This is a genomic window from Pseudomonas sp. St290 (assembly GCF_018325805.1).
Lineage (GTDB): Bacteria > Pseudomonadota > Gammaproteobacteria > Pseudomonadales > Pseudomonadaceae > Aquipseudomonas > Aquipseudomonas bijieensis.
In genome coordinates this window covers 1,698,297-1,721,115 of sequence record NZ_AP014703.1, presented here as the reverse complement: position 1 = coordinate 1,721,115, position 22,819 = coordinate 1,698,297, and the positions used below count along the sequence as shown (strand labels likewise).

The 22,819-nt window shown below is 58.8% G+C and carries 6 protein-coding genes; 2 read left to right on the top strand and 4 right to left on the bottom strand.

What is annotated here, in order from left to right; translation table 11 throughout:
• Positions 1 to 25: 25 nt before the first annotated feature.
• The 3 genes from PBDP_RS07550 to PBDP_RS07540 form a co-directional block, all read right to left on the bottom strand.
• The gene (locus PBDP_RS07550; RefSeq protein ID WP_212802044.1) at positions 26 to 14,530 is read right to left on the bottom strand and encodes a two-partner secretion domain-containing protein; all 14,505 of its coding nucleotides are present in this window, start codon (positions 14,528 to 14,530) and stop codon (positions 26 to 28) included.
• Positions 14,531 to 14,558: 28 nt separating this feature from the next.
• Positions 14,559 to 16,265, bottom strand: a complete 1,707-nt coding sequence (locus tag PBDP_RS07545; protein WP_212802043.1) for a ShlB/FhaC/HecB family hemolysin secretion/activation protein — start codon at positions 16,263 to 16,265, stop codon at positions 14,559 to 14,561.
• Between the two features lie 335 nt (positions 16,266 to 16,600).
• The gene (locus PBDP_RS07540; protein WP_212802042.1) at positions 16,601 to 19,087 is read right to left on the bottom strand and encodes a sialidase family protein; all 2,487 of its coding nucleotides are present in this window, start codon (positions 19,085 to 19,087) and stop codon (positions 16,601 to 16,603) included.
• Positions 19,088 to 19,426: 339 nt separating this feature from the next.
• Here PBDP_RS07540 and PBDP_RS07535 point away from each other — a divergent pair, with 339 nt between their 5' ends.
• Entirely contained in the window at positions 19,427 to 19,699 is a 273-nt protein-coding gene (locus tag PBDP_RS07535; protein ID WP_109755818.1) for a hypothetical protein, read from the top strand.
• A gap of 221 nt (positions 19,700 to 19,920) precedes the next feature.
• On the opposite strand, the gene PBDP_RS07530 is transcribed toward PBDP_RS07535, so the two are convergent.
• The gene (locus tag PBDP_RS07530; RefSeq protein ID WP_109755819.1) at positions 19,921 to 21,267 is read right to left on the bottom strand and encodes a DEAD/DEAH box helicase; all 1,347 of its coding nucleotides are present in this window, start codon (positions 21,265 to 21,267) and stop codon (positions 19,921 to 19,923) included.
• Between the two features lie 193 nt (positions 21,268 to 21,460).
• Between PBDP_RS07530 and PBDP_RS07525 the strand changes: the two genes are divergently transcribed.
• A complete protein-coding gene (locus tag PBDP_RS07525; protein ID WP_109755820.1) occupies positions 21,461 to 22,759 on the top strand; it encodes a mechanosensitive ion channel family protein in 1,299 nt (432 codons plus the stop codon).
• The last annotated feature ends 60 nt before the right edge of the window (positions 22,760 to 22,819 follow it).

Here is a 22,819-nt window from a genome sequence, read left to right as displayed (position 1 = left end):
TTGGCCTGGACAACTTCATACTTCATCACCTTCTGGCATTTGAGACTGAACCACCATAGTTTTTATTTAGCTGATCTTGCACCAACTTATCAAAAGTCACATCACCAAAAGCTTTAACACCAGTCTTGTCAACCCCGTACCATTGGCTCTTAGGTATCCCGGCATTTATAAGCGCCGTCGAACTTCTCGTATTAGCGATAACTTTCTGACCATCAATAACAACATAATCCAAGGGTATTTGACTCGGTTTAATCACCCCTTGCATCAAAGCTTCAGTGAGATCACTAACGGTGTTAATTGACCGCCCTGCGGCTTGCGAATAAATCACTTTCCCCTCGTCACTAAATGCCTTAGTTGGCTTGGCTAAAACTTGTGCAAAAGCTCCTTCATCCAGAACTCCTACTACTGGGGTTTTCGCTACTCCGCTGAGTATTGAGCCACCCAGCCCCCATGCATTTAACAGCCCCTGTATTCCCCACATGACACGTTCGGTATTGGTAGCCGTCTCCCCCGTAATCGGATTCTCTCCACCTGCCGCCATGTAGCCCTGGCACCCTATCCCAACCAGACCGCTCCCGCCACAACCAGCCGTGAACAGCTCGTTAGAAAGCCCCTTAAGCTCAGCCTTCGTAGTAGCTGCATTCAAATCGCTTCTGGCTTTCCCTCCCTCAGCCTGCTCAAACGACGCTGGTTGCAGGACCCATTCCTCTCCCCGATCCGTTGTGATCGACTTATCGGTAGCCACGCAATAGCCATTGGGCGAAGTGGCGCAGGAGACCACATCCCCCGGGTTGGTCGTCCAAACAAAGGCACGCGTAAAATCGCTATCCTCTGCTATCGGCTCGTTCTTGAGAACGCTAAAGCCTTTGGCAATAAGCGCTGCAATGTCATCAGACAGGCCCTGGCAATGACTTGACGTAGAGCCTTTGCACGACGCGTCATACTCTTTCTGGAGCCCCGCAAGCGAGATCCTTTCTATATCGCTCAGATGATTGTTCTCAACGGCATTTTTCGCCGTTCCAGCCCCCAACGCAGCGTCAAAGGCACCGCCTCCAGCAAGCGCACCGGATAACCCACCGGCCAAAGTCGACAGGGCTGCGACGGTTTGCTTTTCCGCGTCCGTCAGCTGATCACTGGACTTGCCTGGGTAGAGCTGACGGGCGATCAGCTCACCCGCAGTGGCGCCTGCAGCACCGGCCAGCGCCGAGCCTCCCTGCGCTTTTGCCAAAACAGCACCGAGCACGGCATGTGCCATCAGGTTGGCGGTGTCGTCTCCTTCCGTCAGCTGTTTAACGGCTTGAGCCAGGTAAGGAGCTGCCCCTCCTCCCACGATAGCTCCAATGTCTCCAGTCAGGATGCCTTGGACAATCCCAGCGACCGCCTGGCTGGCCTTTTGAAAACTACTGCCTGTTCCGTAATCACGCTGAACCTGTTGACTGATTTGCTCGGGCGTCGGGTCAGCTACACCGCTGTCGTTCAACTTTTCACGCGCAACCTGGTAGGCCTCGCTATTTGGATCTTGAGCCTCCTTGATTCTCTCCGCAGCAACCACGCTGCTGATTCCTTTCACCAACTCCACCGAACTCTTCACCAGCTCGATGCGCTCATTCATGGCGTCTTCATCAGGCTTGTCGAGCTTCTCGTTGGCATTGGCTGTATCGCGGTTCAACCCGACAACATCCTTGGCGCCCTCCGGGTTGCGAACGATGATCGTGCCGTCGCTCACCGCGCTACGTGTGTGGCTCTTGTCGGATTCGCTTAGAGCAATGCCGTACAAACCACCCACCGAGGCGCTCGCCCCAGCACCACCGTAACTGCCCGAGATGCTGATACCTGCGGACTGAGCCTCGATTTCACTGACGTTCTTGATGTCGCGCGCGATGAGTCGGTCGGTGATCAGCGTGTTTTTATCCGCCGAGGCGTCACTGGCGATCACACCGCCTTCAAGGGTGGTGGTCTTACCGACATCAACGGTGTAGCCACCGGTACCTGCGAACAGGCCGGTTTGCTCGGTGACGCCTTTGTATTCGCTATTCATCTTGCCGGCAGCCAAGTTGGCTGAGGCCGCTACGGTCGTGCCGTAGCAGAACGGTGGAACGCAAATGCTTGCGCCGAAACCGCCGCTGCTTTGCTTGCTTTTCTGGTCCTGGGTGTCCTGACGGGAAATGATGTTGAGGTTGCCGTCGATCAGCGCGTTGATTTCATCAGCATGAACCTGAGCACCCGCCAGCGTGGTGTCGCCGCCGCTACGCAACAGCAGCGAACCGGTATCGACCGTCGTATTGACCTGCGTGACAGAACTGCCGTTACCCATGCCTTTTGCAAGCTGGGCACCAAGGTCCAGGGTAAAGCCGTTCTGCTGGCCGATGTTGAAGCTGGCACCGATAGCGGTTTTGTTGTTGCTGTTGCGATTGGACCAGTCAGCCGTGTTCTGCGCGCTTTCCAGAATGATGTTATTGCTGGCAAGCAACGAGGTATTAGCTGCTTTGATACTGCTGCCGATGACGTGCAAATCACCATCGTTCTCCGCCGCACTGCCATTGGCAATGATCGACAAAGTAGCGCCCGCGTTAAGGGTGCTTTGCTTGGCAGTTTGGCTGGCGTAATTGCTAGTGCTTTTGCTGTGGGTATTGGCCAACTCGGTGCCAATTTTGATCAGCGAACCATTACTGGCGGTACCGCCTTGCTTGTCGGCGAAGCCGGTTTTCTGATCATCAGCGTCCGATGCCATGCCACCGAGGTTATAGGCTGCCAGGGCGGCCTGGGCCAGTTTTACGGCTTTGAGTCGAGGATCGTCTGCGTCCTTCGCGGCCTCGACCGAGGAACGAATGGTATTGACAGTGTCGATGATCGCACCACCAATAACGCGCCCTACAGCCAAGCTATTGGATTTATCGACGGTACTTTGCGCCGCCGTTTCCATGCCCGCGGTGATGGTGACGTTCGAACCACGAAGACTCATGTCTTTGGTGCTGACCAAATCGCTGGCGATGACATTAAGGTCCCCGCCGGCAACGAGGCTGACATTGCCTTTGCTGGAGCCGATGGTGCTGCCGGTCAGGGTAGTTTGCGACGCCGTGCCGTTGTGTTTCTGGCTACTGATCGACAGGTGCTGGTTACCGGTAATGTCGTCGAGGCCCAGATTATTGCCCGTCAAGGCACCCGTCAGGTCGCGATTTTTCTCCTTGTGCATCTGAGTGCGGGAAAAGGTGTTCTCCGCTGCGTCGATGGTCAGGTCACGTCCCGCACGTACTGCCAGATCGTTGGTGCTGACCAATGCCGAGCCGGTGACGGTGGCATCGCGTTTGGCGTTGACAGCGATGGTGTCGCCAGAGATCAGGCTGCCAATAGCGGTTGTCTGAGTTTCGACCAACTTGTCCTGGATCTTGCTCGACTTCAAACCGCCCCAACTGCTTTTGCTTTTACTGCGCTCGTGACGAGCGCTCTCGGAATCGGTAACGGCAACAATTTCTACATCATTACCGGCATTGAGGCCTACGCCGCCTTTTTCGGAGATTACGTTGCTGCCTTTGATCATCAGATCATTGCCAGCGCTCAGCACGTTGTTGCCTCCGGATGTGACTGAGCTGGCGACATTGGTGACAGAGCTGGTTTCGTCGAGTTGGAATTTCTTCCCTGACGACGACTTCTTGGTCTTGCTATAGAAGCTGTAATCCGAATCCTCAGCCGATTGCAGCACCAGGTTCGCACCCGCTACCAGATAAGCCTCATCCCCCGCACTCACCCGACTGGCAATCAGCCCCAAATCCTTCCCTGCATTCAGCGTCACATTCCCACCGGCTGTCACAACAGTGGACACCTGTCTGACGTGGTCTTCCTGTGTAGTGACCCGTTTGCTTCTACTAAGGGAGTGCTGTTCATCCGCAGCCGAAGCCAGTGTCAAATCATCTTTGGCACTCATGCTGACGTCGCGTTTGGCATCGATCTGACTGGCAATTGCGGCGAGGTCTCGACCTGCGCTTATAGTCAGGTCCCGGCCGGCATCAAGCGTAGAGCCGTATTGAGTGATGCTGGAGGTCTGCTTTCCGAGAGTTGAGCTGTTGCGCTGCTCCGCCGTTGCGATACTGACGTCACGTCCAGCGTTGATGCTAGTGTCTCGCCCACTCACCAATACGCCGCCGTTACTGATGAAGTCCCGGCCGGTTTTGATACTCAAATCATTAGCAGCCTCGATACGCGCGGCACTGTCGACGTACTCTCGATGCAGATGCGTGTTGTCGCCTGTTGCAGTAATGGTGCGTTCATTGACCACATCACCCGCCGTGGTGACCAAGCTCACATCACGTCCAGAAATGACACCTCCTGCCTTGTTAACGATGTTATTACCCGCCAACAAATCCAGCCTGCCCCCCGCTTCGACCAAACCACTGTTCACCAAATCGTTGGTAGCCTTGGCACTGAGGTTATTAGTCGCACGCAAAGTACCGGAGTTTTTCAGATCCTGACCGGCAATCAAGGTGACATCCGCCCCCTGAATCAACGCCCCATTAGGCGCCAGGCGATTGTTGACCTGGGCCATGTACAACACTGGCACCAAGACTTTCTCGCCATTCACCACGTGCTCTTCAAGCCAGACAATATCGTGGGTCAGCGCCGCGACTTGCTCTGAGGTCAGCGTCACGCCCATCGACAAGCCAAGTTCTTGCTTGCTGGCGATGGCGTTGTTCATCAGGTACTTGAACATGTCCTCGTTGGAGGTCTGGCCGTCGATGAAGCGCTGGCCGGTGCGGGCGACGACGGCTTCCTGGATCATCCTCTGCTCATAGAAACCATCGCCTAGACGCTTGGCGCTGACATCCGGGTCGTAACCGAGCTTTTCCAGCAGGTAGTCCGAGCTCATGAACGGCTTGAGGTCGGTGAGCACCGGGTTGGTTTCGATGAGGTATTTTTGTGGGTTGGTTTTGAACGAGGTGTCCGGCAAGCCCTGAACCCGCGTGACGGTCTGGCTGGCCGTTGGCGTGGTGACCACATTACCCGCCAGCGGGACGAGGTTGGTGGTTGGGGTCGGGCTGGCGCCATCGACATTGACGGCACCCACTTGGGTGACGATGACAGCGCCGCTGTTGTGGGCCGGCATTGGCGTTGAGTGGCCGCTTTCGACGGGCGCACTGACATTGAGGGCACTGGCGCTGACACTACTGTCGGTGGTTTGACGAGTGGTCGTGCTCAGTTGTCGGTCGCTGGAGGCCACTGAGGCGCTCGCACCGATCTGCACGCTACGCGCCTGGGTATCCGGCAAGTCCTGCTGACGCTGGGCCGTGCTGATCGAGGCGCTGCTCATGCTCCAGCTTTGTGGCCCGGTATTAGCTTGGGTCGCTTGCTGGGCCGATCCCCCTTGGCCGCTCAAACGAAACAGGCCGTTTTGCCCCGTGGGTAGGCTGAAGCCCGGCAAGGTCAGTGGGTTGACCTGTTGTTGGGCGAGATTGGGTGGGAGCTGGCCATTGATCTGTATGACGGCCGGCGTTACCTGGCCGCCAATTTGGGTAGAGCCGACCCTCGACGCACCACTGTTTACAGTGACACCTTCGCGAACGACGCTGTTGGTGAGGTTCTGGGTTGCATTGATGTGAACAGTACCGCCAGCTTGCACAACGGCGCTGGCGAAGTTCGAGGGATTGTCATAGGTGATCGTGTTTTCGAAGAAAGCGCCGTTTCGGACAAAAGCTGGGGCGTCGGTCCGAACGCCATCACTGTAATGTGCGGGGGCGAACCCGTTGAAGCCATCAATTTCCACCCATATCGAGCCGAATCTGAGGTAACGCATCGCTTCACCGCCAGCGAGACGCCCACCTACGCGGGAAATGGACTCAACACCTTGGTTGTTCCATACATGCAAGTTAGGACTGACCAAGTCGCCATTCCGATACCCAGCGGCTCCGGGATCATAGGAAGGATCATTGGCGGCGTTGTAAGCCATAATTTCCAGCCACAGAGGCAGGTACTTTATCTCTGTGTCAGGTGCACCGAACGAGCGCCTTACACTGTAATTGCCAACTGCCGCTCCCTCGTTGGTGAAATTCTGCAAGTTCAACGTCAGGTCGTTGGCTGCACTGATAGTGGAGGCATTATTCAGCAGTTCCCGACCGTTACCGATAAAATTTCGACCGGCCGTCAAACTGGCAGATGCCGAATCTTGAACGATCTGCGATTGGTAATTTTCCTCCCAAACCAGATAAGCGGGGAAATGGGGTTGAAAACCATCAAACGATGAACACGAATAACACTGCACCCCGATGTAACCCGAAACCAACCCACCCGTAGCCTCAAACACATCCTTACGGTTCTCGATACGATCAGCAGCCAGTGTCAAGTCACCGCCGCTCTCAATCGAGGCCGAGATATTGGCAATCGAAGCACTCCAGCCATTATTGTCATCGCGGCTGATGCTGACGTTGCCAATGCCATACACATCGGCAAAACGGTTGGTGAAGTTGTTGACGCGCAGCGCCATGTCACCGCCGCTGAAGATCAAGCCGTTCTGGTTCAGCAGGCTGGACGCTACCAAGCGAAGATTGCCGCTGCTGCCCAGGGTTCCGAAGTTATTGATTGAGCCGGCATCGACGTTCATTCCAGAAGCGGAAGTCATCCGACCATAGTTGTTGAGTTGCCCTCTGACATCGATCGTGGAGGTCCCGCCGCTGGCAACACTGCCCGCACTGCCCAGGCTCATCGAGGCCGCCGTGAGTGCCAGGTCACCCCGGCTGCTATAGCGCCCACTACCGCTATAACTGCCGCTCAGCGTAAGGCTGGCCGTACCATCAGTGGCAATCAGCCCCTCGTTGGTCCAGTTGACCCCGTTGCCCTCCAGACGGGTGGAAGCCAGTAATTGCCCAGTGCTGGTCTGGGTCAGGTTGTTGACGTTGATCGTCAGCCTTCCCGCCTGGATCACGCTGCTGTTGGTCCAGTTGTCGGCGGTGAGCGTCAGCCCGCCGTGCGTAACGAGGCTGCCACCGGCATTAGAGATGTTGGCCGTGGAAATATCAAAGGTGCCGCCGCCCACGTGCAATAAGTTGCCACCCAGATTCTGGAAGCTCGTGGCATTGAGGGTCAGGTCACTGTTAGCGGTTTCCAGGGTGCCGTTGCGGTTGTCGAACAGCCCACCAATCTGGAAGTTGGTCTTGCCACTGGAGCCCAAGGCTCGTAGCTGTCCGGTCTGGTTATCCAGGCTAGCGGCTTTGATCACCAAGGTGCTGTCACTCTCAATGATACCCAGGCGGTTATTCAGCGCGCCGGTCAGGTCCAGGCCGATCTGGCTGCCCGCGATCTGGCCGTCGTTGTCGCCACTGTTATCAAAGTTATTACCGGTAACGTTGACCTTGCCTTTGGCGTACAGGCCGCCGTTGCGGTTGTCGAAATTGCGGGTGTCGACGATGGCATCGCCCGTTTGCGCCGAAATCCGTCCGCCATAGTTGTCGAGGTCGCCCCGGGCCGTCAGTTCCAGGCGCTGAGCTTGAATGATGCCGCCCTGGCGGTTGTTGCTCAGGTCGTAGCCGTTTTTCAGCACGCCGGTCAGTTGCGTAGAGAGCAGACCTTGCAGGCTGGCGAGCACGCCACCACGGTTATCGAAATGGCGACCCGTTACGGTCACATCGCCGCCCTTGGCTTGGATTCGACCGCTCTGGTTATCGATGTCCGCATCGACGGTGAGTTTCAAATCCCCTTGGCTTTGCACTACACCCTTGCCGTTGGTAAGGCTGGCCGCGTCGATTTGCACGCCGCCGTTCTGGCTGTAGATCAAGCCGTCGGCGTCGTTCTGCACCGTGCCGGAGGTGTTCAAGACCAATAGGTCATTGGCCGCGACGGTGCCGCGATTGCGGTTGTCCAGGCCATCGGTGAGCAAGGTCAACAAGCCCTGGCTGACGATCTGGCCGCCCTGGTTGTTGATTTGCGTAGCCCGTTCGACCCGCAGCGGGCCAACGCTGGCGATCTTGCCGTTGGTGTTGGTCAGGGCGCCGAGCAGGTCCAGGGTCACGGCGGCATTGCCGATCAGGTTGCCGCCGCTGTTGTCCAGGGAGGTGCCGGTGAAGCTCAAGGCTTTTTGCGCGTTGACGGTGCCGCCGGCGTTGCCCAGGGTCATGGCGTTCATGACCAGGAGGGCGCCGCTGTCGATCAGGCCGCCTTGGGCGTTGTTCAACAGACCGCCAGTGACGGTCAGGGTCTGGTCACCACCGCTGGACAGAATCCCGCCGCTGCTGTTGTCCAGGCTGGCAGCGCTGACGGTGAGTTTGTTCTGGCCGGCCAACGCACCGGCACCGCTGTTGAGTAGCGCACCGCTGAGGGTTACGCCGACGTCTCCATTGCGGCTGGAGAGCGTGCCGTTGTTGCGGTTGTCGAGGCTGGTACCGCTGACGTCCAGCCCCTGCCAGCCGGACATCAGGCCGCTCTGGTTGAGCAGGCGGGTGGCGTCGAGGCTGAGCAGGTTGCTGCTGATCAGCTTGCCGCCCGTGTTGTCGAGAGTGCGTCCGGCCAGGGTGAAGCTCTGCCCGCTGGAAACTTCACCGCCCTGGTTATCCAGGTCACGCAACCCGTTGACGGTCAGCGGACCTTTGGCAGTGATCAGGCCATTGCGGTTGTTCAGGTCATGGCCACCCAGGTTCAGCGTAAGGGCTTTCTCGCCCAGCAGGCGCCCGCCGTTCTGGGTCAGCGCCGCCAGGGTCAGGTTCATGTCGCCCTTGGCCGACACTTCGCCGCCGTTGCTGGAGTCGAGCGAATCGGCGTCCAGGGTGAGGTTTCCCTGGGCATTGATCAGGCCATTGGCGCTGTTGTTCAGGGCCATGGCATCGAGGAGCAAGGCGCCGCCCGCCAGCACACTGCCGCCCTGGTTGTTAAGGTCGCCACTTAGGAGCGTGAGCGACTGCGCGGCGCTGATAAGCCCCTGGGCCTGATTATCCAGTTGTTGATCAACCCCCAAGACGAGGTTGCCGCGGCTGGTGAGTGTGCCGCCGTTGTTGTTCAGGCTTTGGGCGTGGGCATCGACGCTGGCCGCACCGATCATGCCTTTGACATTGTTCAGCGCTTGGGTGATGCGCAGGGTCAGGCCCTGGTTGCTGAGCAGCCGGCCGCTTTCGTTGTTGAGGTTTTCAGCCGCCAGGGTGAAGGCTTGGGCGCTGGAAATTTCGCCGCCCTGGTTGTTCACACCGTTGAGGTTGTTCAACAGCAACGTGCCAGGGGCGTTGATCAAACCGTTCTGATTGTTGAGCTGGCCGTGGTTCATGTCCAGGCTCAGCGACGTATTGCTGAACAGCTGGCCGCCCTGCTGGTCCAGCTCGGAAACAGAGGCGGTCAACGCGCCCTGACTGCCAATGCGGCCGCCATCCTGGTTAGTGACCTGGGCTGCGGTGAGGTTCAGCGTACCGCCGGCGTTGAGACGGCCATTCTGGCTGTTGTCAAAAGCACCGGTGATGACGCTCACCGCACCTTTGCCGCTGATGTTGCCCTGCTGGCGATTGTCCAGTGCCGCACTGGTAAGCAGCAATGCGCCGTCGGTGATCAGTTCGCCGCCCTGGTTCTCGACCCGGCCCAGACTGTTCACCGTGAGGTCCGCCGCGCTGGACAGGCTCCCACCGGTGTTGGTCAGGTTGGCGGCGGTGACACTCAACGTGCCTTCGCTGCTGAGTTGGCCTTGGACGTTGAGCAGATCGCGGCTCAGGTTGATGCGCTGGTTCTGCTGGCTGATCAGGTAACCGCCGCTGTTGTCCAGGGAACCGCCATCGAGGCTCAACTGCGTCTTGGCACTGAGCAGGCCCTTGGTGCGGTTGAGCAGTTTATCCACGGTCAGTTTCAGCGCTTGCCCGGCGAACACCTGACCGCCATCGCTGTTGTCGAGGTTCTGGCTGACCAGCGTGACGTCAGCATTGGCCGACAGCTCACCGCCACGGTTGTCGAGATCGTCAACGTCCAGATCCAGCGCGTTTGTCGCGCCGATCAGACCGGCTTGACGGTTGTCGAGGTTGGACGCTTTCAACGTCAGATCGGTGGAGCTGATCAGCGTGCCTTGACGGTTATCCAAGGTGGTGACGATAGCGTTGACCCCGGCCTTGCCGGCGATGCTGCCAGCGCGGTTGTCCAGGCGATCAGCGACCAGCAGCAGCGCACCGTCGGCAATTACCGAACCGCGCTGGTTGTCGAATGCGGTTTGCACGTTCAGGTCGAGTTGAGCGCGGCTGCTGATCAGGCCGTCGCTGTTGTCCAGGCCGTTGCTACGACTGTCCAACGACGCTGCCGAAATGACGCCCCGGGCATTGTTCAGGGCCTGGGCGGTTCTCAGCACCAGGCCTTGGTTGCTGAGCAATTTACCGCCGCTGTTATCGAGATTTTGCGCCGCCAGGGTAAAGGCTTGCTGGCTGGAGATTTCACCGCCCTGGTTGTTGACGTCCTTGAGGTTGCTCAACAGCAACGCTCCCGAAGCGTTGATCAGGCCGCCCTGATTGTTCAACTGGCCCTGGTTCATGTCCAGGCTCAGGCGGGTGTTGCTGAACAATTCACCTTGCTGTTGATCCAGCCCGGTAACCGACGCGGTCAAGGCTTGGCTGCTGGCGATACGGCCTGCGGCGTTATTCACCTGCGTGGCGCTGAGCTTGAGTGTATTGCCTGAGGTCAGGCGCCCGCCCTGACTATTGTTGAGGGCGCCGGTAGTGATTTGGGTCGCGGCGTTGCCCGAGATAATGCCTTTTTGGCTGTTGTCCAGACTGGCGCTATTGAGCGTCAGGGCGGCATCGGTGCTGATGGAGCCGCCCTGGTTGGTCAACCCGCCATTGCTCACAATCGACAACGCCCCGGCGCTGCCCAGGTTGCCAGCGGAGTTATCGACGCTGCCTGCGTTGACGCTCAGTTCACCTTCGCTGCTGATCAAGCCTTTGCTGTTCAACAGTGCGTTATCGAGAGTGATCACCAGGCCGTTGAGGCTAGCGAGCGCGCCATCGGTGTTGTCCAGCGTGCCGCCGCTGAGCGTCATGTTGCCTTGAGCGTGGATCAACCCCTTGCTCTGGTTGATGAGTTGAGCGACTTTCAATTCCAGATCGGTGCCGGCGATGAGTTTGCCGCCAGCGCTGTTGTCCAGCCGTTGACCGCCAACCTTCACGCCAAGCCCTGCGGACAATTCGCCCGCCCGGTTATCGATCTGCCCAACCTGCAAATCCAGCGCTTTTGTGCTGCCGACCAAACCGCCGTTGCGGTTATCCAGTGTGTTGCCGGTAAGGCTCAGGTTGCCTTGGGCCACTAGCGCACCGCCCTGTTGTTGCAGGGTATCGATAACGGCAGTGAGGTCGGTTTGGCTGGAGATGCGCCCGAGGCCGTTCTGCACTTCGCCGGCCTTCAAGGTCAGCGGACCTGCGCTTGTCAGCAGGCCGCCGCTGTTGTCCAGACGCGAGCCTTCGAAGTAGGTGCCAGCCTTGCCGGCGATGATGCCGTTGCTCCGGTTGTCCAGTTGATCAACCGTCAATTGCAGCGTCTTGTCGGCACGGATATTCCCGCCCCGGTTGTCGAGCGAATCGCTGTGCAACGTCAGCAGGTCATTACCGGACAGGCGACCGCTACGGTTGTCGAGGGCGCCGGTTTGCAGGTCGAGCGCGCCTTTGGCCGCCACTTCGCCCAGGCCCTGATTATTCAGAAGACCGCTGATGCGCGCGGTCAGGGTGCCGTCGCTGATCACTTGCCCGCCATTGCTGTTGTTCAGGCTGGCCGCCTGGATATCCACGGCCTTGCCCGAACCCAGCACACCCTGGCGGTTGTCCAGCGCACCGCCGAGGGTAATGTTCAAAGCGTTGTCGCCCAGGACTTGGCCATTGCCGTTATTCAGGGCCATCGCGTTGAGCCGGGTCAGGCCCGCGCTGGAAATTTCGCCATTGAGGTTGGTCAGGGTCCCGTCGACATTCACGGTCAGGTCGGCATCGCTGCCCAGGGTACCGCCGCCGTTGTCCAGACTGGCGGCACGTACCTCAAGGCCATGGGCCGAGATCAGGCCTTTGGTGTTGTTCAAGGCCTGGGCAACGACCAGATTGAGGCTTTGCTTGCTGGCAATCGAACCGGCGCTGTTGTCCAGGCTCGTGGCGTTCAGGCTGAAGGCCTGGTCGCTGGAAATCTCGCCGTCACGGTTGTTCACTGCTGCGAGGTTTTTCAGCAGCAGACTGCCTGGGGCATTGATCAATCCGCCCTGGTTGTTCAACTGCCCATGGTTAAGGTCGAGGGAAAGACTGGTGTTGCTGACCAATTGACCGTTCTGTTGATCCAGACCGCTGACGCTGGCATCCAAGGCTTTAGCGCTGGCGATGCGACCGCCGGCGTTATTCACCTGGCCGGCCTTCAATAGCAGCGTATCGCCGCTGATTACGCTACCACCCAGGTTGCTCAGGGTTGAGGCGCTGTCGATGGCCAGTGCGCCGATACTGGATAGCTGACCGGCGTCGTTGTTCATCTCGGCCGCTTTGACGCTGGCCGTGGTGTCGCTTTTCACACTGCCCTGGGCGTTGAGCAATTGACCGCGCAGGTCCAGATTCAACCCTTGTCGGGCATATAGCGATCCCTGGCGGTTATCCACTTGACCCGCGTTGATAGTCAAGGCGGTACGAGTGGAGACCAATCCTTTACTCTGGTTGATCAGGCGTTCGAGCGTCAGGCGCAAGTCACCATAGGCAATCACTTTGCCGCTGTTGCTGTTGTCCAGTTCGGTGCCGGTCAGCGCCAGGACACCCTGGCTCGACACTTCGCCGCCTCGGTTATCCAGCATGCCTACGCTGAGGCTGGCGGCCTGGGTTGTGGTGACGACGCCGCTCTGCCGGTTGTCCAGACTCGCCGCGTTGAGGGTCAGCAGCCCGGCCGATGACAGCAACCCGGCCTGGTTGAGCAACTGCGCCGAGATGCTTGCGGTGAGCGCGCCGTCACTGAGCAAGCGACCTGCCGTGTTATCCAGCGACCCGACATTCAGCTGGACGCTCTTGCTTGCGGTAAGCCGCCCGCCTCTATTGTTCACCCGGCCACTGGCATTGATATCCAGTCCTTGCCCCGCCGCCACCAAACCCGCAACGTTATCCAAAGACGCAACGCGCAACTTAACGTTACTCAAGCTGTTGAGTTCGCCGCTGCTGTTGTTCAGTTGCCCGACATGGGCCGTGAGGTTGCCATTGCTGCTGACCAGGCCCTGAGCGTTGATGAGCTTATCGGCGGTGACATCCAGGGTGCCGCTGCTCAACACCCGTCCCTTGTTCTGGTTGTCCAGGGTCGCGGCTTTTACCGTGCCGGTTTGTCCAGCGCTCAAGGTCCCGCCCTGGTTGCTCAACGTCTGTGCAACATTGGCCGTCAGGTTGCGGCTGGCAATAACGCTGCCGCTGTTACCGAGGTTCTGCGCCGTCAGGCTCACATCACCGGTTGCGTTACGGGTGTTATCAGCCTTGACCCCGGCTTCGATGATGCCGTTGTTGGTCAACTGCCCACCCGCGTTCAGGGTGATGCTGTCCCGCGCCGCGAGGGTTTTCTGGTTGTTCAGGTTGCCCTGGGTCTGGGCGTTCAAGGTGGTGCCGGCGTAGACCGCGCCCTGGGCGTCAAGGCTGGCGGCCTTGACGTTGATGGCGCCGCTGGCCGAGGTCTCGGCCAGGCTCAGGCGGCCGTTGGCATCGAGTTGGATGTCGCCGCCGCTGGCGATCAGTTTACCGTCCAGCTTCACCCCGACGCCGGCCTCGGTGCCCACCAGTTTGATGGCGCCCGCGTACATGCCGCCCAGGGCCGAGGAGTCGATGGCCAGTTGTGGTTTGGCACTGCCGTCGTCGGCGCGGGCAGTGGCGTTGAGGGTGTCGGCGTTGACGTCGTTGCGCCCGGCGACGATGGTCAGGTTCTTGGCCTGGATCTCGGCGTTGATCTTGGCGCTGCGGGTGATGATTTCGAAGTGATCGACGTTGTTGGCGTTGAGGCCTACGCCTTCAATGGCAACGCTGCCCTGGTCGACTTGATAACGCTCCAGCCGGCCGTTTTCCACGATCGGTTTGCCGGTGCTCAAGGTCACTTTCGGGCTGTTGATAAAACCGCAGCCGTTACAGGTGATGCCGTAAGGGTTGGCAACAATCACCCGCGCCGATTGCCCCGCCACTTCGGTGTAGCCGCGCAGTTGGCTGGGGTTGCCACCGTTGACTTCGTTGAGGATGGTGGAGGCGGCCACGCCGTTGAGGTTCGGGTTGCCGAGGATGATCCCGCCCAACTGCGTGGACTGGGTGCGGGCGGTGGCGTTGTTGAGGATCACGCCGTTGCTGCCGACGTTGTAATCCGTGAACTGGTTGTGAGACAGGCCGTTGCCATTGGGCCTGGCGATATTGACGATGGGCACGCCGTTGCCCGCCCGGTCGAGGCCGGTGCCCGGCGCACTGACCACGATGCCGTCGGCCTGGGCCCACATCGGTTGCCAGAACATGGCGTTGGCCAACAGGAACGCCAGGCCGCGCTTGGGCATGCCCCAGAACTGCTCGCGGGGTTGCAGGGCAGCGGAGGGTTGGCGGGCCAGGGAAGTGTATTGGCGATCGTCCATGTTCAGGTCTCGTTGCAGCAGAATTTGTTTAAAGGAGTACATCCACGCGGAAGTAGACCGGCGCTTCGCGCTCGGTCAGGGCATCCGGACGTTCCAGGGAATGGGCGAAGGTGACGCTGGTGTTCAGGTGCTCACCGCGGGCGAACAGCTCCAGCGAGTTGCTCGACATGCGCCCGTGCTGGTCGCCGTTGTAGCGATCACCACGAATCACGCCCTGGTCATAACCGAGGCTGGTGCCGTATTCGGCGAACACCGGGCGCAGCCATTCCAGCGTCACCGGGCGGCTCCAACGCAGGTCGTTGCGCCAGTAGCCACCGCTGTCGCCGGACAGGGATTGGTCCTTGTAGCCGCGAATCGACGACTGCCCGCCCAGGCTCATGCGCTGCGGACTGAACAACACGTCCTCGCTGCGTTGGCCAGTCATCAGGCTGCTGAAGCTGAACGATTCGCCCCACACCTGGAACGGTTGCAGATAGCTGAGGGTGGCGGTGTATTTGCGGTAACGGGCATCGGCCTGGCCGGGCCCCGGATCGTTGTCACCCTGGGCATCGAAGGCACCGATGCCTTGCTGCATGCCCAGGTCAAGGTTGACGAAGGCGCTGCCGATGCGCCGGCCATGGTTGATGCCGAACTGCGCTTCGCTGAGACGGTTACTGCTCACCGCCAGCTTGCTGTCTTCGATGAAGTTGTTGGTGCGCAGGTAAGCCAGGCCGGTGTTGAGAGAGGTCTTGCTCAGGGCATCGCGATGGATCACCCGCTCGACCCGCAACTGATGGTTCTGGCTGTCGCCGGTCTGCTTGAAGTTGAAACCGTTGGCCGGGATCTGCGAGCGGTACTCGCTCTGGCTGTAGGTGTAACTGACGTTCCACCAACCCCAGGGCAAGTTGTAATAGAGCATGGCGTTGTTGGAAGTGTGCTGGTGGTCGGTCATCCCATCGTGACCGCCACGCAACATCAACTGGTCAGCCAAGCCCAGCGGACTGTCCCATTCAAAGCTGGAGCCCCACTGTTGCTCGCCCGTGCTGCGCTGGCCGTCGTTGCTGCGCGACAGTCCAACCCGCCAGGGCTTTTGTGGCTCATTGGTGACACGCACTTCGCTACCGCCGACGTTCTGGCCGGGTGTCAGCTCCATCTTGGCCTGGTTCGATGGCAGGCGGTTGAGCTGGTCCACCATCTGCTCGATCTCCCGCAGGTTGACCAGATCGCCGGTCGCGCCGGGAAATGCCATTGCCAACTCTCGGTCCGATAGCTGGCTATTCTCGGCGCCCTTCAAACCTTCGAGCCGCCCTTCCACCACCAGCACGCTCAAATGCCCGCCGGACAGGTCCTGCTGTGGCAGATAGGCGCGGCTGGTGACCAGGCCCTTTTCGATGTAGTGGTCGGTGATGACTTTGAGCAGTTCGTTAAGCTGCGGCACGCCCAGGCATTGGCCGATGTAGGGCTTGAGCAGTTCCTCGCGCTCGCTGGCGGAAAGACTGTCGGCACCCTTGAGCTCGATGGTCTTGATGGGGAAGCAACGGGTATCGACAGGTGCGCTCGGCTGGGTCGGCTTCGCCTCCTTGCCGGGCAGGTCCTTGAGTTCCTCCAGGCGACGGCGCTGCTCTTCGAGCAAACGGTTCTGGCGCTCGCGGATCAGGTCCGTGTCACCAGGCGTGGGGGCGGCGTGAGCCTGGGTAAGTGGAGAAAGGCACAGCAAAGCCACGCACAACCTCGCCCAAAAGGCGGGTGAGGACATGTTCGATCCCTCGAGCAGAAAGTGACATCAAAATAGTGGCGCGATATTAGTGAGCCATCATTTTGACGTCAACTAAATGGATTTGGCTTTGAGGCTATTGCTGGAACCATTCGTCTGAAATCAGATGGCTCCGGTACGGAGGTACGAAAGGTCCCGAGGCATATCTGTAAACCTCCTACAAAACGTACCAGCAGCACTCGTCCACGGTTTCGCGCTTCAGCTGTAGCCCTCGTCCATCCCATAAAAAAACCGGACTCAAGGTCCGGTTTTTTATCGAAAGGGCTATGGCGCCCGCCTCAGAAAGCGGGGTTTTCCTGCTTCGAAGAGGTTTACGACTACTTGTTTGCCTCCTCGACTGCCTCCGTATTCCGAGGACCAAACGAATATTTCAGGGCCCTTGCCTTCGAGGTCCGCGGATCAGGTAAACCTACGGTCTCTGGGCCCGCAAAGCCGGTGACACCTTTGCTGAGCGTGGGATTGATGGCATCGAACAGGAAACTGAAACCTTGTTTGAGCGAGCTCTGGGCGATGCCGTGACACCCCATGCAACCGCCCATGGTCAGGCTTTGAGTGCTGTGATCATAATCCGGCACCTTGATGTTCGGTTGGTTGCGCGCATTGGTCAGGGTGTTGTTATTCGGGATGGGGAATACGTTGCTCCCGCGAAACAGCTGGATTCCCGGCTGGCTGCTTTCGACCATGATATTGGCCAGGTAATAATCCGGGTCGGTTTGAGTGCTCGACGGGATGGCCTGCACCCCTTTGAGCTGATAGTGCTTCCAGACCGAATTATTGAATTCGCTGCTGCCGTCCATCAGCTGCTTGACCTGATTGTTCACCGCTGCAACTTCGGAATGCATGGTGAGCGGTTGCACGACCCGGATCGGGCCGGCCTGCCCTTCGGGGATCCCGTTACGGCCGGAGTAGACCGGCGGAATAAGGGCTGCGTTTGCGACATCGCCCGCCTTCGGCAGGGAAACCGTGTAGGTCTTGTTGCCGTCAGAGAAGGTGGCGGTCGGGGGATTGTTTATAGCGAAGCCGGGATAATCAATCTTGTTGTAGTTGGCGATGTAGTAGAGCCCGGTTGGTGATTTACCGTCGGCCAGCGTCAGGGCGTCCTCGTGCTCGAACGTGGCGAAGATGAAGGTCGGGTAGTTGGGCGTCTTATGGATGATATGCAAGGCGACCAGTGCGTAGTCTTCGTTTTGCGCCACAGGGTCACTGTCGAGGCCCTTATAAGTCACCACCGTCGCCGTATGGTAGCGCCCACGATTCTGTACCGGGATGTCTGCCAGCTTGCGCCATGTCGCCTTGACCTCCAGCGCGCCGTCGGGCAGTACTACATGAGTATCCGGGAAGCTGCTCAGGCCTTTCGCATACTCGTAGACAACGGGGTTCGCCTTGGCCTCGAACAGGATCTGGCTGTCGTTTGAAGGGGCATAATCGCTCCCTGTCTTCGCCACATTTGGCGGATTGACCGGGAAGAAAATAGCGTTTTGTCCTATTTGGGTTGCTTCATCCAGGTTGTTGTAATGGTTAAAGGTGGCGCCTGGCGCCAAACGAATACCCTTGGGAAATTTTATATAGCTGTATTGCGGGTCAGAACCAAACGGGCGCGTCGGACCACCTGCGGTGTTTTTTTCTGGTCCCGCTGGAAACAACTCGGTGCGGTGGGCGAAGGTTTGCCACAACAAGGGGCTTGGAGATTGTGGCACCTTGCCCGAATCCGCAAAGCTGCTGGCAGGGTTACCGACGCCACGGTTGGCCGGCAACGGCGCCTTGGCCGTATTGTTCAGTGCGAAAAAACTCCGCCAGGCGAAAGTGGCATAGTCGGTATGGCTGAGGCCTGTGGCCAGGTCCGACGGTAGTTGCGGGTTGCGTACGGTTAGATCGTTTTCGGTAATGCCATAGGAAACGCCCAATCCCGAGGGATAGGCAGAACGCCCGGAAAAAGCGAAATAGGGCGCCCATTTGAGGCCATCGGTTGAATAAAAAGTAGTGGCGCCACTGCTGATGAACAGGCGCTCATTGACCATCGCAGCGCTGTTGAGGAAGCCCTTTTCAGGTATACCGGTCAGCCCCTGCTTCGCACCCCAGTTACCACCCCGGTCATAAGTGCGTTCGAACAGGCCGCCGTTAAAAAAAGTGTAATAGACCCTCAAGTCACCGTTATAGACCACGGGTACCAGGTTCAAGATCGTGTCGGCGGTTTCCTGAAACGCTGTTTTTTCCGGACTCCACTTAAGGCCATCGTAGGTCACGTAGTAAACAGCCTTGCCGCCGTTTTCGTTATACAAAACGAACAACTGGCCGTTGTACACGACGGCTTTGTTATTCAGGGCGGTATGGCGAGTATTGATCGAATCAACAGGTGACCAATTGATGCCGTCGTCGGAACTGATGCTCTTTAACTGTTGGCGCGGGGCGTCGGCAAAGGTCAGTACCAGTTTTTGCTTGAAGACGGTGGCGGAGACGCCACTGTAGATGTTATCGACCGGGATGGGCTTCGGCGCGGACCAGACCTTCCCCTCTGCTGAAGAGGAAAAATAGATATTTTTTTGATCATTGTTGCTGGCCCAGAACATGTAGACCTTGCCCTTGAACGACTGCACCACGGGGACAAAGTACGATGAACTGTAGCGCACCACGCTCGTTGAAGAGGGTTTGCCACTTGAGGCATCTGGATTATCAAATACATTGACTTCGATCCCCACGCCTTGTTGCGGCGTCGCAACAATCACACTCTCCGCATAGGCCGAGGAGATAATAAATAAACCACACAAGCACAACATCAGCCGACTGAGTATTGCTTTAACGCTCATAGATTCATTCCTTGAGTGAGTGGCTACTCCAGGCCATACGTGTGCCTGGGTAATTATTCCATTGCTAAAGCGTGATCGATACCGACAGCGAAGTGTCCAGGTTCAACTCACCTCCGTTGTTATTCGGGGATACGCATGGGGTGGAAGGCATCGACTGCAGGCACGCTCCGTGTTTTGCAGCGGATGTGCGGCAGGCGCATCCTCCATGGTAGTCGACTGTTTAATATCGGCTAGGAGAACGCCAAAAAAGACCTCAAGCGGTGGCGACTCAAGATGAACTTTCCAGCCAACCCGGGCCTCAACCCATTACCTGCCCAACAAGGAATATGAGGCCCTGCCATGAAAACCCTCTTGAAACTCACCTTGGCCGCCACCCTTACCTGCGCCCTGCCCGCCTGGGCCTGCACCCCCGAGGAAGCCACCGCCAAGCGAGAGCAACTGGCCCAGGAAGTGAGCAAACTCACCGAGCAGAACCCGGCCAAGGCCAAGGAGATCAACGACGAGTTGCAGAACATGGACCTGAAAACCGCCAGCAAGGATTTGCCGGACAAGTGCCAGTTGATCGATAAGCGTCTGGAAGAGTTGAAGAACGCAGAGAAGAAGGCTGGGTGATCAGCCAAAGCCGCACAACCCGCTTTGGTGGCGAGGGGATTTGTGGGAGCAAGGCTTGCCCGCGATGAAGGCGATGCGGTCTTTCAGAAATCGAGGCGTCTGTGTCGCGAGCAAGCTTTGCTCCCACAAATCTGCCTCGCCACGGGGTTTTGCGTCAGATTCAGTTACCCATAAAAAAACCGGACTCAACGTCCGGTTTTTTATCAAGCACTAACGCCGACTCACTCAGCCGCCGGTGCCTCTGGCTTGCGGCGCTTGAGCGGGGCCATGCCGTCCTTGCTGACCAGCGATGGAGCGTCGCTCTTCGGGCGGTTGGCGGTCTTGCGCTTGGTCGGGGCCTTGGCGCCGGTTTTCTTCTTGTCGCCCTTGGCGTCGACCTTTTTCTTCTTCACGCCAACAGCCTTGCCCGAGGCCTTGACCTTCTTCGGTCCGCCGTAGGTGCCTTTGACTTCCTTGATGGTGCGGCGCTCGAAGCTCTGCTTGAGGTAGCGCTCGATGCTCGACATCAGGTTCCAGTCGCCGTGGCAGATCAGCGAGATCGCCAGGCCATCGTTACCGGCACGACCGGTACGACCGATGCGGTGCACGTACTCGTCGCCGCTGCGGGGCATGTCGAAGTTGATGACCATGTCCAGGCCTTCCACGTCCAGGCCGCGGGCGGCGACGTCGGTGGCGACGAGGATTTTCACCCCGCCCTGCTTGAGGCGGTCGATGGCCAGCTTGCGGTCCTTCTGGTCTTTCTCGCCGTGCAGGACGAACGCCTTGTATTCCTGGGCCACCAGGCGGCCATAGATACGGTCGGCCATGGCCCGGGTGTTGGTGAACACGATGGCTTTTTCGTAGGTCTCGTTGGCCAGCAACCAGTTCACGATCTGCTCTTTGTGCTGGTTGTGGTCGGCGGTAATGATCTGCTGGCGGGTGGTGGAGTTCAGTTGGCTGACCGCGTTGAGCTGCAAGTGCTCGGGGTTGTTCAGCACCTTGGCGATCATCTCGCGCAGGCCCGAACCGCCGGTGGTGGCGGAGAACAACATGGTCTGCTGGCGGTTGACGCATTCGTCCACCAGGCGCTGCACGTCTTCGGCAAAGCCCATGTCGAGCATACGGTCGGCTTCGTCCAGCACCAGTACTTCGACTTCCTTGAGGTCGAGGTTGCCGGCGTTCAACTGCTCGATCATCCGCCCAGGAGTGCCGATCAGGATGTCCGGCACCTTGCGCAGCATGGCGGCCTGGACCTTGAAGTCTTCGCCGCCGGTGATCAGGCCGGACTTGATGAAGGTGAACTGCGAGAAACGCTCCACTTCCTTCAAGGTCTGCTGGGCCAGTTCACGGGTCGGCAACAGGATCAGGGTCTTGATGCTGACGCGGACCTTGGCCGGGCCGATCAGGCGGTTGAGGATCGGCAGCACGAACGCGGCGGTCTTGCCGCTGCCGGTCTGCGCCGTCACCCGCAGATCACGCCCCTGGAGCGCGAGCGGAATGGCCGCTGCCTGCACCGGCGTTGGCTCGACAAATTTAAGCTCGGCCACGGCTTTGAGCAGGCGTTCGTGCAGGGCGAATTGGGAAAACACGGGTGCTACCTCGAAGAAATGCAAAAAAACAGCTGCATAGGGTAACGGTTTCGAGCGCGAAGGCCGAGTTTCTTTATACAAACGGCGGTAAATCAGTGCATTTTTATCAGCCGTTATTGCATCAACGGTCACTTGAGCAGGCTTAAATGCTCTAATCGCCACGTCGCATCTTTATAGAAGAACCGTTTCGTCCATGGACATCAAACAACTCTGGGTCAACATCCAAGACCTCTGGGGTGCCCTTGACCAGCACCCGCTCCTGCATTCCAGCCTCGCCCTGGTGTTGCTGCTGGTCATCGCCCTGGTGCTTGGGCGCGTGGCGCGCTACCTGATTTTGCATGCCGCCAAGTTGCTGGGGCGCCAACCGGCCCTGAACTGGGTCAACGACCTGCGCCAGAACAAAGTGTTCCATCGCCTGGCGCAGATGACGCCGTCACTGATCATCCAGTTCGGCCTGCACCTGGTGCCGGAACTGAGCAAGACCAGCATGATTTTCCTCGGCAATGTCGCCCTGGCTTTCACCATCTTGTTCATGGTGCTGAGCCTCAGTGCCCTGCTCAGCGCCATGCTGGATGTATACGCACGCACCGAACATGCGCGTACCCGTTCGATCAAAGGCTACGTGCAACTGACGAAGATGGTGCTGTATGTGTTTGGGGCGATCATCATCGTCGCCACCCTGATCGACCGTTCGCCACTGTTGTTGCTATCGGGCCTGGGTGCGATGTCGGCGGTGATCCTGTTGGTCTACAAGGACACCTTGCTGTCGTTCGTCGCCAGTGTGCAGTTGACCAGCAACGACATGCTGCGGGTCGGCGACTGGATCGAGATGCCCCAGGTCGGCGCCGACGGTGACGTGGTGGACATCACGCTGCACACGGTCAAGGTGCAGAATTTCGACAAGACCATTGTCTCGATCCCGACCTGGCGCCTGATGTCCGAATCGTTCAAGAACTGGCGCGGCATGCAGCAATCCGGTGGACGGCGGATCAAGCGCAGTCTGTTCATCGATGCCAGCGGCGTGCGTTTCCTGCACGACGAGGAAGAACAGCGCCTGACCCAGGTTCGCCTGCTGACCGACTACATCGGCCGCAAGCAAGCCGAACTCAAGGCCTGGAACGAGGCCCAGGGCAACGTCGCGGCGATGTCGGCCAACCGTCGGCGAATGACCAACCTGGGCACCTTCCGCGCCTATGCCCTGGCGTATTTGAAGAGCCACCCGGAAATCCAGCCGAACATGACTTGCATGGTCCGGCAGATGCAGACCACCGCCCAAGGCATCCCGCTGGAAATCTACTGCTTCACCCGCACCACTGCGTGGACCGACTACGAGCGCATCCAGGGGGATATTTTCGATTACCTGCTGGCGGTGATGCCGGAGTTCGGCTTGAACCTGTACCAACAGCCGAGCGGCATGGACCTGCGCTCGGGACTGCTGCCGGCGGTGCTGGGGGCGAGCCATCTGCCGGAGCCGCAGAAGCAGGTGGTCTGACCCTCAACCATCCAAGATCCCTTGTGGGAGCGAGCCTGCTCGCGAAAGCGGAGTGCCAGA